The organism is Aurantimonas sp., from assembly GCF_964217435.1.
Classification (GTDB): domain Bacteria; phylum Pseudomonadota; class Alphaproteobacteria; order Rhizobiales; family Rhizobiaceae; genus Aurantimonas; species Aurantimonas coralicida.
Genome location: NZ_CAXPJM010000030.1, coordinates 43,275 through 55,631, shown reverse-complemented (window position 1 = coordinate 55,631; position 12,357 = coordinate 43,275). Strand labels below are relative to the sequence as shown.

Annotated in this window: 15 protein-coding genes; 10 read left to right on the top strand and 5 right to left on the bottom strand. The window is 67.7% G+C overall.

From position 1 onward, the window contains the following. Positions 1–3: 3 nt before the first annotated feature. From ACEQX1_RS12980 to ACEQX1_RS12945, 8 genes are all read left to right on the top strand, one after another. Complete coding sequence (locus ACEQX1_RS12980) at positions 4–297, top strand: type II toxin-antitoxin system VapB family antitoxin (RefSeq protein ID WP_370195789.1); 294 nt, start codon at positions 4–6, stop codon at positions 295–297. Beyond that, positions 297–692: a type II toxin-antitoxin system VapC family toxin gene (locus ACEQX1_RS12975; RefSeq protein ID WP_370196898.1), complete on the top strand. Its 396-nt coding sequence runs from the start codon at positions 297–299 to the stop codon at positions 690–692. The genes ACEQX1_RS12980 and ACEQX1_RS12975 overlap by 1 nt, the downstream gene beginning before the upstream one ends. A gap of 132 nt (positions 693–824) precedes the next feature. Further along, positions 825–1,391, top strand: coding sequence for a biotin transporter BioY (locus tag ACEQX1_RS12970; RefSeq protein WP_188077306.1), 567 nt, complete (start codon positions 825–827; stop codon positions 1,389–1,391). A 25-nt stretch (positions 1,392–1,416) separates the two neighbouring features. Next, complete coding sequence (locus ACEQX1_RS12965) at positions 1,417–2,091, top strand: energy-coupling factor ABC transporter ATP-binding protein (protein WP_370195787.1); 675 nt, start codon at positions 1,417–1,419, stop codon at positions 2,089–2,091. Next, a complete protein-coding gene (locus ACEQX1_RS12960; protein ID WP_370195786.1) occupies positions 2,088–2,678 on the top strand; it encodes an energy-coupling factor transporter transmembrane protein EcfT in 591 nt (196 codons plus the stop codon). The genes ACEQX1_RS12965 and ACEQX1_RS12960 overlap by 4 nt, the downstream gene beginning before the upstream one ends. A gap of 95 nt (positions 2,679–2,773) precedes the next feature. Continuing rightward, on the top strand, positions 2,774–3,772 hold the full coding sequence (locus ACEQX1_RS12955; protein ID WP_370195785.1) for an ABC transporter substrate-binding protein: 999 nt from the start codon (positions 2,774–2,776) through the stop codon (positions 3,770–3,772). Beyond that, positions 3,762–4,559 carry an ABC transporter permease gene (locus tag ACEQX1_RS12950; protein WP_370195784.1) on the top strand — a complete coding sequence of 266 codons (798 nt, stop codon included), beginning with the start codon at positions 3,762–3,764 and terminating at the stop codon, positions 4,557–4,559. The genes ACEQX1_RS12955 and ACEQX1_RS12950 overlap by 11 nt, the downstream gene beginning before the upstream one ends. After that, positions 4,528–5,265, top strand: coding sequence for an ABC transporter ATP-binding protein (locus ACEQX1_RS12945; protein ID WP_370195783.1), 738 nt, complete (start codon positions 4,528–4,530; stop codon positions 5,263–5,265). The genes ACEQX1_RS12950 and ACEQX1_RS12945 overlap by 32 nt, the downstream gene beginning before the upstream one ends. Positions 5,266–5,288: 23 nt before the next feature. Here ACEQX1_RS12945 and ACEQX1_RS12940 read toward each other — a convergent pair whose 3' ends face one another. Then, complete coding sequence (locus ACEQX1_RS12940) at positions 5,289–6,572, bottom strand: cytochrome b/b6 domain-containing protein (RefSeq protein WP_370195782.1); 1,284 nt, start codon at positions 6,570–6,572, stop codon at positions 5,289–5,291. Between the two features lie 144 nt (positions 6,573–6,716). After that, complete coding sequence (locus ACEQX1_RS12935; RefSeq protein WP_024348649.1) at positions 6,717–7,319, bottom strand: YceI family protein; 603 nt, start codon at positions 7,317–7,319, stop codon at positions 6,717–6,719. Between the two features lie 209 nt (positions 7,320–7,528). On the opposite strand from ACEQX1_RS12935, the gene ACEQX1_RS12930 reads away from it, so the two are divergent. Both ACEQX1_RS12930 and ACEQX1_RS12925 read left to right on the top strand, forming a co-directional pair. Beyond that, complete coding sequence (locus ACEQX1_RS12930; RefSeq protein WP_188077300.1) at positions 7,529–8,140, top strand: TIGR00730 family Rossman fold protein; 612 nt, start codon at positions 7,529–7,531, stop codon at positions 8,138–8,140. A 183-nt stretch (positions 8,141–8,323) separates the two neighbouring features. Continuing rightward, positions 8,324–9,874, top strand: a complete 1,551-nt coding sequence (locus ACEQX1_RS12925; protein ID WP_187391546.1) for a GNAT family N-acetyltransferase — start codon at positions 8,324–8,326, stop codon at positions 9,872–9,874. 10 nt (positions 9,875–9,884) lie between these two features. Here the strand turns inward: ACEQX1_RS12925 and rarD are convergent, their stop codons facing one another. From rarD to ACEQX1_RS12910, 3 genes are all read right to left on the bottom strand, one after another. Further along, positions 9,885–10,799 (bottom strand): EamA family transporter RarD, encoded by a 915-nt coding sequence (rarD, locus tag ACEQX1_RS12920; protein ID WP_370195779.1) that lies wholly within the window; start codon positions 10,797–10,799, stop codon positions 9,885–9,887. 120 nt (positions 10,800–10,919) lie between these two features. Then, positions 10,920–11,885, bottom strand: coding sequence for a prolyl aminopeptidase (pip, locus tag ACEQX1_RS12915; RefSeq protein WP_370195778.1), 966 nt, complete (start codon positions 11,883–11,885; stop codon positions 10,920–10,922). Continuing rightward, on the bottom strand, positions 11,882–12,349 hold the full coding sequence (locus ACEQX1_RS12910; protein WP_370195777.1) for a GFA family protein: 468 nt from the start codon (positions 12,347–12,349) through the stop codon (positions 11,882–11,884). The genes pip and ACEQX1_RS12910 overlap by 4 nt, the downstream gene beginning before the upstream one ends. Positions 12,350–12,357 lie beyond the last annotated feature (8 nt).

Sequence of the window (12,357 nt, the reverse complement as noted above, 5' to 3'; positions counted from 1 at the left end):
CCCATGGATCGGAGCACGATCATGCCGCTCTATGTGAAAGACCCGGAAGTCGGCGAACTCGCCGAAAAACTCGCCGCGCTGACCCATACGACCAAGACCGAAGCCGTCCGGCGCGCCCTCGCCGCCGCCCTTGCGCGCCACAAGCCGAAACCAAGCCCCGGTTCGGATGCGGAGCATCTGACGCCGGGAGCGCGGCGGATCCTCGATCAGGCCGCCGCATTGCGCGAGAAATATCCATCTGGAGGTCATGGGCTGCCCGTCACCGAGGAATGGATTGACAGTCTCTACGAGGACTGATGTTCATCGATGCCTCGGCAATCTGCGCGATTCTGGCGGGCGAAGCCGATGCCGTGCAACTGAGTGCGCGCATGGATCGGGATGACCGCCGGTTGACGTCCGCTCTGGCCATCTGGGAAGCATCGATCGCGCTGTCGCGTATCCGCGAGGTCGATCCACAGATTGCCCGGCGGATGATCGACGAGTTCCTCGGCGATCAGTCGGTCCGGATCGTCGCGATCGAGCCCGAAACCGCCGCGATCGCCATCGACGCCTATGCGCGATACGGCAAGGGCCGGCATCCGGCGGCGCTGAATTTCGGCGATTGCTTCGCCTATGCCTGCGCCAAGCATTTCGACGTGCCGCTACTCTACAAGGGCAACGACTTTGCCCGGACCGACATCGGCGCCGCCTGACCGCGGTCCGCCGCGCAGCTAAGCAATGGGATGCGCCTGCCCCGTTGACCTTTGCCCCGCGATCCGGTCTGTCGTCAGCCGAAACGGCGCCGCATCCGGCTGCCGCTCACAACATCCCGCAAGAGATTCGCCATGGCCACCAAGGACATCGTCTATATCGCCCTGTTCGCCGCCCTGATGGCGGTGCTCGGCGTGTTTCCGCCCCTGATGATCCCGGCGCTCGGCATTCCGATCACCGCCCAGTCCATGGGCCCGATGCTGATGGGCGGCATTCTCGGCGCCAAGCGCGGCACCTTGTCGATGCTGCTCTTCCTCGCCCTCGTCGCAGTCGGCCTGCCGCTCCTGTCCGGCGGCCGCGGTGGCCTCGCGCCCTTCGTCGGCCCGTGGTCGGGCTTCATCTATGGCTGGCTCGCCGCAACCTTCGTCATTGGCTGGCTGACCGAGCGGTTCTGGAACCGCCTGTCATTCCCGCTCGCCTTCGTCATTGCGGTCATCGGCGGCATCGGCATCATCTATCTGGTCGGCATTCCCTGGTATGCGGCGATGTCGGGCATGGGCCTCGTCGAAGCCTTCATCGGCTCGGCCGTCGCCTTCATCCCGGGCGACCTGATCAAGGCCGGCGTCGCCGCGGCGGTGATCATCGCCGTGCGCCGCGCCTATCCGCTGATCGCGCCCCGGGCCTCCGCCCGCTCGGCTTGACCGGCAACATGCGGATGGCCGCCTCGTGATCGCCCTGACCGGCGTCGCCGCCGAACGCGGCGGCCGCCGCGTCCTGTCGGATCTGGACCTCACCCTCACCGAACGCCGGATCGCCATTGTCGGCGCCAACGGCTCCGGCAAGAGCACCTTCGCGCGCCTGCTCAACGGGCTGGTCCTGCCGAGCGAAGGCAGCGTCACCGTCGACGGTCTCGACACGAGGTCGAGCGGCAAGGAGGTGCGCCAACTCGTCGGCTTCGTCTTCCAGAATCCGGACAACCAGATCGTCTATCCGACCGTCGCCGAGGATATAGCCTTCGGCCTGAAGGGGCGCGGGCTGGACAAGCCGGCGATCGCCGCCCGGGTCGCCGCAACGCTTGACCGCTTCGGCCTGACCGGCATGGAGGACCGCCTCGCCCATGAACTGTCCGGCGGCGAACGCCAGATGCTGGCGCTGGCCGGCGTCATGGCGATGGCGCCGCGCTGGCTGGTCATGGACGAGCCGACGACGCTGCTCGATCTGCGCAACACCCGCCGTGTCATGGACGCGGTCGCGGCGCTGGATCAGCATGTCGTCTTCGTTACCCACGATCTCGACCTGATCGCCGGCTTCGACCGGGTGCTCGTCTTCGAGGCCGGCCGTCTCGTTGCCGATGCGGCACCGGCCGAGGCGGTGGCCGCCTACCGGGCCATCGCAGGATGATCGCCGGGCTTTACCGGCCCGGGACCAGTCCGGTCCACCGTGCCCGCGCCGGCAGCAAGCTCGCGGCGCTGCTCGGCCTCGGCACGCTGCTCTTCGCCATTGCCGATCCCCGGCTCGCGGCCGCGGCTCTCGTTCTGACCATAGCCGCCCACGGGCTGGCGCGCATTCCGGCCCGCGTCGCCTTTGCCCAGATCCGTCCGGCCCTGTGGATTCTCGGCATTCTCTTCGCGGTCCAGCTCTGGCTGGTCGGGCTCGACGCAGCCCTGCTGCTCGTCCTGCGCTTCGCCACGCTGATCCTTGCCGCATCGCTCGTTACTCTGACCACGCGCACCGCCGAGCTCGTTGCGGTCATCGAATGGGCACTGTCGCCATTGGCGAGGCTGGGCGTCGATGTGGCGAAGGTCGGCCTCGCCATCTCGCTTGCCATCCGTTTCATTCCCGCCGTCGCCGCGATCGTCGAGGAGGTGCGCGAGGCCCAGCGCGCCCGCGGCCAGGACCGCAGCATGATTGCGCTGGCCGTGCCGGTGATCATCCGTCTCCTGAAGATGGCCGACGAGATCGCCGAGGCTATCGACGCCCGCTCCTGACGGGAGAAATTCCCGTTGTGCGATAGGGCGTGACGGGCCGCACCCGGACGCGCTAGATGAAGCCGGGCACGCGAAGGATCATGGGAGGATCGTTCATGCGATGGATTCGGGCGACGCTCTGCGCCGCACTGGCTCTGGCGCTGTGGACCGGTTTCGCGGCCGCCGAGGACGACACGGCACACGCGCCGGTTCGGATCGGCGTTCTGAAATACGGCACGGTCAACTGGGAACTCGACGCCATGAAGCGCGCCGGGCTCGACGCCGCCAACGGCGTCGATGTCGAGATCGTGCCCTTCGCCGGCGAGGATGCCTCGGCCGTGGCGCTGCAGGCCGGCTCGGTCGACATGATTGTCTCCGACTGGCTGTGGGTGTCGCGCCAGCGGGCGACCGGCGCCGACTTCACCTTCGTCCCCTACTCCACCTCGGTCGGTTCGCTGATGGTGCCGGGCGACAGCCCCGTCGCCGACCTGGGCGACCTGACCGGCAGGACCATCGGCGTCGCCGGCGGACCTCTGGACAAGAACTGGCTGCTGATCCAGGCGCTCGCGAAAAAGGACCATGGCACCGACCTCGCGGCCGAAAACGACATTGCCTATGGCGCGCCGCCGCTCCTGGCCGAAAAGGCCCGGACCGGCGAGCTCGATGCCGTCCTCAATTACTGGCACTATGCCGCCCGGCTGGAGGCGCAGGGCTTCCGCACGCTGATCTCCGGCACCGACGCGGCGATCGCCATGGGCACCGCCGGACCGGTCGCGGCGATCGGCTGGGTGTTCAGCGAGGCCTTTGCGAAGGACCATCCGAAGGCGGTCGAGGGCTTCGTCGCCGCCGACAAGGCGACCAAGCAGCTGCTTGCGACCTCCGACGACGCCTGGGACGCGCTCAAACCGCTGATGAAGGCCGAAGACGACGCGACCTTCCGGATTCTCCGCGATCGCTACCGCGAGGGCATCCCCGGCCGCAGCGGCGCCGACGAGGCCGTCGACACCGCCAGGCTCTACGAGGTCCTGGCCGAGATCGGCGGATCGAAGCTGGTCGGCCCCTCGGACACGCTCGTGGAGGGCACCTACTGGACCGGCGACGGGAATGGCTCCTGACGTAGCCTCCGGCGGTCGCGGCAGGCCCTCGGCCGGCATCGCGCCGGCGCTGGTGACGACGCTGTCGCTGCTCGGACTTCTGGCCGCCTGGTGGATCGCGGCGGTCATCGCCGACAGCCGCGTCCTGCCGACGCCGCCTGCCGTGTTCGACGCCTTCTGGCGCGATGCCGTCACCGGCGAACTTTTCTACCATCTCGCCATGACGCTGATGCGCGTTGCCGCGGCCTTTGCCATCGCCATGATCATCGGCTCGGCTATCGGCGTCGGCCTCGGCATGGATGCCCGCGCCGACCGCTTCTTCGACCCGTGGCTAATCCTGTTCCTCAACATTCCGGCGCTGGTGGTGATCGTCCTTGCCTATATCTGGTTCGGGCTGAACGAGGCCGCGGCGGTCGGGGCGATCGCGATCAACAAGATCCCCAATGTCGTCGTCACTATGCGCGAGGGCGCCCGCTCGCTGGATCGCGGCCTTTCGGAGATGGCCTCGGTCTACCGCTTCGGACGCTGGCGGACCCTGCGCGACGTCGTTCTGCCGCAGCTCCAGCCCTATTTCGCCGCGGCGTCCCGCTCCGGGATCGCGCTGATCTGGAAGATCGCCCTGGTCGTCGAGCTTCTCGGCCGTTCCAATGGCGTCGGCTTCCAGATCCATCTCTATTTCCAGCTCTTCGATGTCGCGGCGATCCTCGCCTACACCCTGGCCTTCGTCGCCATCATGCTCCTGATCGAGTTCCTGCTTGTCCAACCCCTCGAAGCCCATGCCACCCGCTGGCGCGCCCGGCCCGCTTGACGTCGCCATCCGCGACAAGGTGTTCACGACGATCGACGGCGTCCGGCTTGCCGCGATCGACGCGGTCGCCTTCACCGCACCGCCGGGCAGCTTCACGACGCTGATCGGCCCGTCCGGCTGCGGCAAGACGACGACGCTGCGGATCATTCTCGGGCTCGACCGGGACTATACGGGCCATGTGCTCCTGCCCGCCGCCGACGGCCGCATCGCCGCGGTGTTCCAGGAACCGCGTCTCCTGCCCTGGCGCACGGTCGAACAGAATGTCCGCCTTGCGCTGCCCGAAGCGCTGGCGGGCGCCGATCTCGACGCTTTGTTCGAGACGCTGGGCCTTGCGGCCATGCGCGGCCGCTATCCCGGCGAACTCTCGCTGGGTCTTGCCCGCCGGGCGGCTCTGGCTCGCGCCTTCGCCATCGAACCTGCGCTGCTGCTGCTCGACGAGCCCTTCGTCTCGCTGGACGAGGCCACGGCCAACCGGCTGCGCGCTTTGCTCATGGAAGTGTGGTCGGCCCGCCCGACGACGGCGCTGATGGTCACCCACAATCTGCGCGAGGCGGTGGAACTCTCCGACCGCATCATCTTCCTGACCGAGCGGCCGGCAAGGGTCCGGGGCATCCACGACATCGACACGCCGCGATCCGAGCGCGATGCCGTTTGGCGCGACGCCGCTGTCCGGGCGATCGACGCCCGCTTCCCGGGCGTTCTCTAAGGCCGCAAAGGCCGCGCCCCCGCCTAGCTGCCGGGGACCGTCGCCCCCGCCGGAACTGCGACCAGCTCGAAGCGGATCGTCACGGCCTTGTCCAGATACTGCCCGGTCGGATCGTTTGCGACGCCGAGATCGAAGGCGGTCCGGTCGACCGTCGCGCTCCCGGCCACATGCGCCGTGCCGTCGCCGTCCTGTTCGAAGCGGAAGGGGACCGTCACCGGCAGGCTCTTTTCCCTGATCGTCAGCGTGCCGCCGGCTTCATAGCCCGTCTCCACCGCGCGGAAGTCGCTGAGTTGCAGCGTCACGGTCGGGTGCGTCTCGCTGGCAAAACCGTCCGTGCCCTGCACCTGCAGCGCAACGAAGCTGTTGTCGACGGCGATCGACGCCGCATCGATGGTGATGTTGGCCTCGGCCAGATCCAGCGCCTCAGGGGAAAAGCGCACATCTGCCTGCCACGCGCCGATGGTGCCGGTCAGCGTCTTGCCCGAAAATCGCGTCTCGAAGCCGAGCTGGCTTTGCGCCGGATCGACGATCCAGTCGCCGCCGGCCGGGCCCGCGTCGGGCGCTGCCGGCGCGCGTTCGGCGCGCGTCGCCTCTGCCCCGACGAGAGCGTCGGACTGGCCGGCCAGAAGCCCGCCGCCGAGCGCGGACAGCACCACCGCCAGCGCGATCGGGATCGCAATCAGGCGGGTCTGGGGTCGCGCCATGCCGTGATGCGGCAGCATGCGCGAGAAGGACGGAACCGCATCGACCAGCGAATGCTTCAGCGCCCCGGCCACATGCAGGACCAGAAGCCCGAGAAACGACAGCGCCAGCCATTTATGGGCAAAGCCGAGAACATCCTCGAGCGCGGCGGGGTCGATGCCGGGGAGAAGCGCGGTCACCGGAAGATGCGGCCATTCGAGGCTGTCGCTGAGGAAGAGATAGGTCGGGATGCCTGCCGCAGCCGCCGAGACCAGCAGCCAGCCCGACAGGGGCACGAACAGCATCAGGGCGTAGAAGGCCAGATGGACCAGGCCGGACGCCGCCCGTTCGGCGCGCGAGGTCGTCGGCGCCAGCGCCGGCGGCGGGTTCACCAGTCGCCAGGCGATCCGCGCCAGCGTCAGGCAGAGCACCAGAATGCCGATCGTCTTGTGCCACTGGAAGAGTGCAAAGCGCAGCGCGTCCGGCATGGCGTCGAGATGCACCATGGCAAGGCCGACGGCGAGTTGGAACAGGATCGCTAGGGCGATCGTCCAGTGCAGCAGGATCGCGCCGCTGGTGTAGCGCGTATAGGCCGCGGACCAGCCGGCTGTCGGGGACACGCTCATCTGACGCTCCGTGGCGGGAAAAGGGGAATGACGGGAGGACCGGCGAACGGCCGCACGACCGCCCGGCTCGCGGGGGGCGTCAGACCTTGGGGATCATGCGGCCGCGGGCGACGGGACGCAGGGAAGCGCCCCGCCTTCAGGCGATCAGGACTGGGGAACGAATTCCGCCTCGATCTCCAGCAGCACCTCGGCGGCGACCGGCCCTGCCAGCGCCTCGATGCCGTATTCGGTGCGGTCCACGGTCATCGCACCGGAAAAGCCGACGGCCGGCTTCTGCGACATCGGATGCGGGTTCAGGGCGGTGTTGAAGGTGACGTCCAGCGTCTCTTCATGGGTCTGGCCGTTCAGCGTCAGGTCGCCGGTCACCGTGCCGGTGTTGTCGCCGGTCAGCTCGATCGACTTGGACACGAAGGTGATCTCGGGGAACTTCGCCGCGTTCAGGAACATGTCGCTGGCGATCTCGGCGTCGAAATCCTTGTCGTCGGCCGGATAGTTCGTGTCCACCGAGGCCGGGTCGATCGTCGCGGTCAGGCTCGACTGCGCCGGATCCTCGGAATTCAGCTCCAGCGTGGCCGAAATCGTCGAGAACCGGCCGATATAGGTCGACAGGCCGAAATGCTTCACCTTCCAAAGAACATTGGTGTGCAGCGGATCGGCGACATAGGTTCCGGCGGGCACGTCGATGCTCTGCGCATGAACGGAGCCGGCAAGGCACAGTGCGGCGACGGTGGTCAGCAAGAAACGCATGAAAACTCCTCTGGGACAGAAAGCCTCTGGGGCTGCCGGTACACTACGGATTTTCTGCACTGCAAAAAGACGCCCCCGCCGAGACAGACTGTTCAGGGGCATTCCCCGGCGCAGCCGCGATCCGGGATCGTAGCGACGGGGCGCGCGGCGTTGCCCAAGACCCCGCTTGCCGCTTGACCTCTTCGCGCCTGCGTCGGACTTTCGATCCCATGAACACGATTCGATCCGTCTGCGTCTATTGCGGCTCTTCCGCCGGCCGCGATCCCCGATATCTCGAGAGCGGCCGACGTCTTGGCGAGGCGATCGGCGCCGCCGGCATGCGCCTTGTCTATGGCGGCGGCACGCGCGGCATCATGGGCGCGGTCGCCGAGGGCGTGATCGCCAAAGGCGGCGCCGTGACCGGCATCATCCCGCGCTTCCTCATCGACATGGAGGCGACCGAGAGCGAGCTGACCCGGCTGGACGAACTGATCGTCACCGAGGACATGCACGCCCGCAAGCACCAGATGTTCGAGCGCTCCGACGCCTTCGTGGCCCTGCCCGGCGGCATCGGCACGCTGGAGGAGCTGATCGAGATCCTCACCTGGAGCCAGCTCGGCCGCCATGCCAAGCCGGTCATCGTCGCCAATGTCGGCGGCTTCTGGGACCCGCTGTCCCGGCTGATGGACCATATGAGCGCCGAAGGCTTTCTCCATACGGCCCATCAGGTGCGCCCGATGGTGATCGACGACGTCGATGCCATCGTGCCGGAACTGGTCACGGCGCTGGCCGGCGACGACGCGCATCGCCGCGGCCGGGCGGAGATCGTCGAGAAGCTCTGACGCCGGCCGCGGCCTCACGGCCCTTCGGCCCCATCGCACGACCATGCGCCCGCCCCCGGACTGCCGGCGGCGGGCGCCTTTGCTTGCGTCGCGGCGCCCGCGTCCTACATCGAACGCATGGCGGCGCCCGGCCGCACCCCATTCCTCCCCGTCACACGACCCGAGAAGACAAGGACACGCCGCATGGCCGAGAAGCGCTCGACCCCGAAGATCGAGGTCCGTACCGCCGAGAAGAGCGACGTCACCGACATCATCGCCCTCTCCTCCAAGGTCTTCAAGGACGACGCGCCCTATACGCGCGGCATGATCCTCGGCCAGCTCTCGGCCTTTCCCGAGGGCCAGTTCGTCGTCGTCTACGAGGGCGAGATCGTCGGCTATGCCGCGACCATGATCCTCGCCGAGGAGAAGGCGCTCGGCCAGCACAGCTGGGGCGAGGTCACCGGCGGCGGCTATGCCGCCATGCACGACCGCAAGGGCGAATGGCTCTACGGCACCGAGGTCTGCGTCGACCCCGACCGCCGGCGCCTGCGCATCGGCAAGCGGCTCTACGACGCCCGCCGGCGCCTGTGCCAGGATCTCGACCTCAAGGGCATCGCCTTCGGCGGCCGCATGCCGGGCTACCAGCGCCATGCCAAGAAGTTCGGCACCCCGGAAGCCTATCTGGAGGCGGTGAAGGCCAATGACGTCAAGGACCCGATCGTCTCGTTCCACCTGAATGCCGGCTTCGAGCCGCAGGGCCTCCTGAAGAACTACTACCCCGGCGACAAGGCGTCCGGCGGCTACGGCGTCCTGATGCTGTGGCGCAATCCCTATTACGATCCGGCCCGCGAGGAGCAGCCGGTCAATCGCGGCAATCCCGACATGGTGCGCATCGTCACCGTGCAGATGAAGGCGCGCAAGATCGCCCAGCCGCAGGATTTCTACGATGCGGTCGAATATTTCGTCGAGGTGGCGTCGGAATATGGCGGCGACTTCGTCGTCTTCCCCGAACTCTTCACGCTGATGCTGCTGTCCTGCGAGCCGGAGGAGCTGAAGCCCGATGCGGCGATCCAGCGGCTGACCGAGCACACGCCGGACTTCGTCGAGCGGCTGAGCGAGATGTCGATCCGCCGCAACATCAACATCATCGGCGGCAGCCACGCCACCAAGACCGACGACGGCGACATCCAGAATGTCGGCTATGTGTTCCTGCGCGACGGCTCGGTGCACGAGCGCGAGAAGACCCATCCGACGCCCAACGAGCGCCAGTACTGGCAGATCAAGGGCGGCGATCCCACCGACACGATCGAGACCGACTGCGGCCCCATCGGCATCATGATCTGCTACGATTCCGAATTCCCGGAAGTGGCGCGCCGCCTCACCGACCAGGGCGCCCGCATCCTGTTCGTGCCGTTCAACACCGACACCCGCCACGGCTATCTGCGGGTGCGCTATTGCTGCCAGGCCCGGGCGATCGAGAACCAGTGTTATGTCGTGACGTCCGGCATGACCGGCAATCTGTCCAACGTCGACAATCTCGACATCGAATACGCCCAGTCGGCGATCTTCACCCCTTGCGACTTCCCCTTCGCCCGCGACGGCATCGCCGCCGAGGCCTCGGAGAATGTCGAGATGGTCACCGTCGCCGATCTCAATCTCGCGACGCTCAACTGGGCCCGCTACGAGGGTTCGGTGCGCAATCTGCGCGACCGCCGGCTCGATCTCTACAAGGTGCGCTGGTCGGACGGCGGCTGAGCCGTCCGGCTCAGGCCGTCTGCGGGGTGAGCGCGGCGGCCCGCCGCCGCGCCCGCCCGTTGCGGAAGAGCGCCACGGTGTAGAGCACCACCGCGCTCCAGATCAGGCAGAAGGCGACCAGCTGCCAGTTCGAGAAGGGCTCGCCGAAGACGAAGACGGCAGTCAGGAACAGGAGCGTCGGCACCATGTATTGCAGGATGCCGATGGTCGAGTAATGCAGGAGCCGCGCGCCGGCGGCGAACAGCATCAGCGGGATCGCCGTCAGCGGCCCGGCAAAGATCAGCATGCCGGCCACGTAGCCGCCGGTCATCACGTGGTTGTCGCCCGGCAGGAAGGCCAGGAGCAGCACGCTCGGCACAGCCAGCAGCGCCACCTCCAGGAAGAAGCCCTCGGTCGAGCCGACCGGCACCATCTTGCGGAGCAGCCCGTAGGTGCCGAAGGAAAAGGCCAGGACGAGCGAGATCCACGGCAAGCCGCCCGCCTTGATCGTCAGGATCAGCACCGCGACGCCGGCCAGGGCAATGGCCGTCGCCTGCAGGCGGTTCGGCCGCTCGCCCAGGATCACCGCGCCCAGAAGCACATTGACCAGCGGGTTGATGTAATAGCCGAGCGCCGCGTCCAGCGCCTGGCCGGAGGCGATGGCGTAGACATAGGTGCCCCAGTTGAACGAGATCAGCGAGGCCGTCAGCGCCGCCAGCGCCAGGGTCCGCCACTGGGTGAAATGCCGCCAGACGCCGCCGAGCAGCCCCTGCCACCACAGGACGAGCACCGCGAAGGGGATCGCCCAGATCACCCGATGCGCCACGATCTCCAGCGGCGAGACGTGGCTCAGGAGCTTCATGTAGATCGGGAGAACCAGACCCCAGATCGCGTAAGCGCCAAAGGCATAGAAGAAGCCCTTGTTCGCGCTGCCGGCGGCTTGCATGGATGTGCTCGATAATAAGGTTGAGTGACGGCTTCCTGTAACAGAGCCGCCCCCGTCCCGACACCCGCTTTCTGGTGATCGGACCGATCGCGAATCATGATCGACATGGGGCTGTCGGGGTCAGCCCTGCCGGCCGAAGCGGTCCGTTGCCCGGATCAGCCGGTCGAGAATACCCGGCTCGTTGAAGGCGTGCCCCGCACCCTCGACTAGGTGCAGATCCGCGTCCGGCCAGGCCTTGTGGAGTTCCCAGGCGATGCGGGCCGGGCACGGCATGTCGTAGCGTCCGTGGATGATCTCGCCCGGAATGCCCTTCAGACGATGCGCGTCGCGCAGCAGCTGCCCCTCCTCCAGCCAGCCGGCATGAACGAAGAAGTGATTTTCGATCCGCGCGAAGGCGATGGCGAAATGCGGGTCGGAAAAGTCCGCCGTCAGCGCCGCCGAGGGCATGAGCGTGATGGTCTCGCCCTCCCAAAGGCTCCACGCCTGTGCCGCCGCAAGCTGCGCGGCCGGATCGTCGCCGACGAGGCGCCGGCGATAGGCCATCATCATGTCGCCCTGCTCGGCAGGCGGGATCGGCGCGAGGAAGCGCTCCCATTTGTCCGGGAACATCTCCGAGACGCCGAACTGGTAGTACCAGGACAGCTCCGCCTTCGTCAGCGTGTAGATGCCGCGCAGCACCAGCGCGTCGACCCGTTCCGCATGGGTCTCGGCATAGGCGAGCGCCAGCGTCGAGCCCCAGGAGCCGCCGAAGACCAGCCAGGTCTCGGCCCCGACCATGGCGCGCAGTCGCTCGATGTCGGCGACCAGGTGCCAGGTGGTGTTGGCCGCAAGCTCGGCATGGGGCGTCGAGCGACCGCAACCGCGCTGGTCGAAGAGGAGAACGTCGTAGACCGCCGGATCGAACAGGCGGCGATGCGCCGGCGAACAGCCTCCCCCCGGCCCGCCATGCAGGAACACCGCCGGCCGGCCACCCGGCGTGCCGCAACGCTCCCAGTAGATCCGGTGGCCGTCGCCGACATCCAGCATGCCATGGGCGTAAGGCGCGATGTCCGGATAGAGGCCCTTGAGGCCGGTCGCGTCGTTCATGGCCGTTCCTGTTCCTCGGCATCCGGCCGATCGGGATGCTGGTGCGACACGATCTCTGCCAGAAACGGATTGGCGGCGATATCGGCGTCGGTCGACCGCACGGGCAGATCGCTGAGCCGGGCCGTATAGGGCAGCTGCGCCTCGACGCCGAACTGGATCGTCGGCGCGATGGCCGCCGGGTCGTCGAAGGCGCCGATGGCCAGCGCCATGCCGTCCGGCGCCTCGTAGGTCAGCGGCGTCCCGCAGCTCTCGCAGAACCCGCGCAGCACATGGTTCGACGAACGGAACCGCGCCGGCTCGCGCTTCGTCCAAACGCAGCCGCCCTCCGGCACCGACACCAGCGGCGCGTAGAAATTGCCGAACGCCTTCTGGCACATGCGGCAATGGCAGATCGACGCCTGCCCCAGTGTCCCGGTGATGCGAAACCGCACCGCGCCGCACTGACATCCGCCCGAATGCCCCATCCGCCCCG

Coding starts and splice junctions, on each gene's coding strand:
- pip (WP_370195778.1), bottom strand. CDS start 11,885: ATGAACGACGCGACCGGCCTCAAGGGCCTCTATCCGGACATCGCGCCT.
- ACEQX1_RS12975 (WP_370196898.1), top strand. CDS start 297: ATGTTCATCGATGCCTCGGCAATCTGCGCGATTCTGGCGGGCGAAGCC.
- ACEQX1_RS12940 (WP_370195782.1), bottom strand. CDS start 6,572: ATGAGCGTGTCCCCGACAGCCGGCTGGTCCGCGGCCTATACGCGCTAC.
- ACEQX1_RS12950 (WP_370195784.1), top strand. CDS start 3,762: ATGGCTCCTGACGTAGCCTCCGGCGGTCGCGGCAGGCCCTCGGCCGGC.
- rarD (WP_370195779.1), bottom strand. CDS start 10,799: ATGCAAGCCGCCGGCAGCGCGAACAAGGGCTTCTTCTATGCCTTTGGC.
- ACEQX1_RS12945 (WP_370195783.1), top strand. CDS start 4,528: ATGCCACCCGCTGGCGCGCCCGGCCCGCTTGACGTCGCCATCCGCGAC.
- ACEQX1_RS12935 (WP_024348649.1), bottom strand. CDS start 7,319: ATGCGTTTCTTGCTGACCACCGTCGCCGCACTGTGCCTTGCCGGCTCC.
- ACEQX1_RS12955 (WP_370195785.1), top strand. CDS start 2,774: ATGCGATGGATTCGGGCGACGCTCTGCGCCGCACTGGCTCTGGCGCTG.
- ACEQX1_RS12970 (WP_188077306.1), top strand. CDS start 825: ATGGCCACCAAGGACATCGTCTATATCGCCCTGTTCGCCGCCCTGATG.
- ACEQX1_RS12910 (WP_370195777.1), bottom strand. CDS start 12,349: ATGGGGCATTCGGGCGGATGTCAGTGCGGCGCGGTGCGGTTTCGCATC.
- ACEQX1_RS12960 (WP_370195786.1), top strand. CDS start 2,088: ATGATCGCCGGGCTTTACCGGCCCGGGACCAGTCCGGTCCACCGTGCC.
- ACEQX1_RS12980 (WP_370195789.1), top strand. CDS start 4: ATGGATCGGAGCACGATCATGCCGCTCTATGTGAAAGACCCGGAAGTC.
- ACEQX1_RS12930 (WP_188077300.1), top strand. CDS start 7,529: ATGAACACGATTCGATCCGTCTGCGTCTATTGCGGCTCTTCCGCCGGC.
- ACEQX1_RS12925 (WP_187391546.1), top strand. CDS start 8,324: ATGGCCGAGAAGCGCTCGACCCCGAAGATCGAGGTCCGTACCGCCGAG.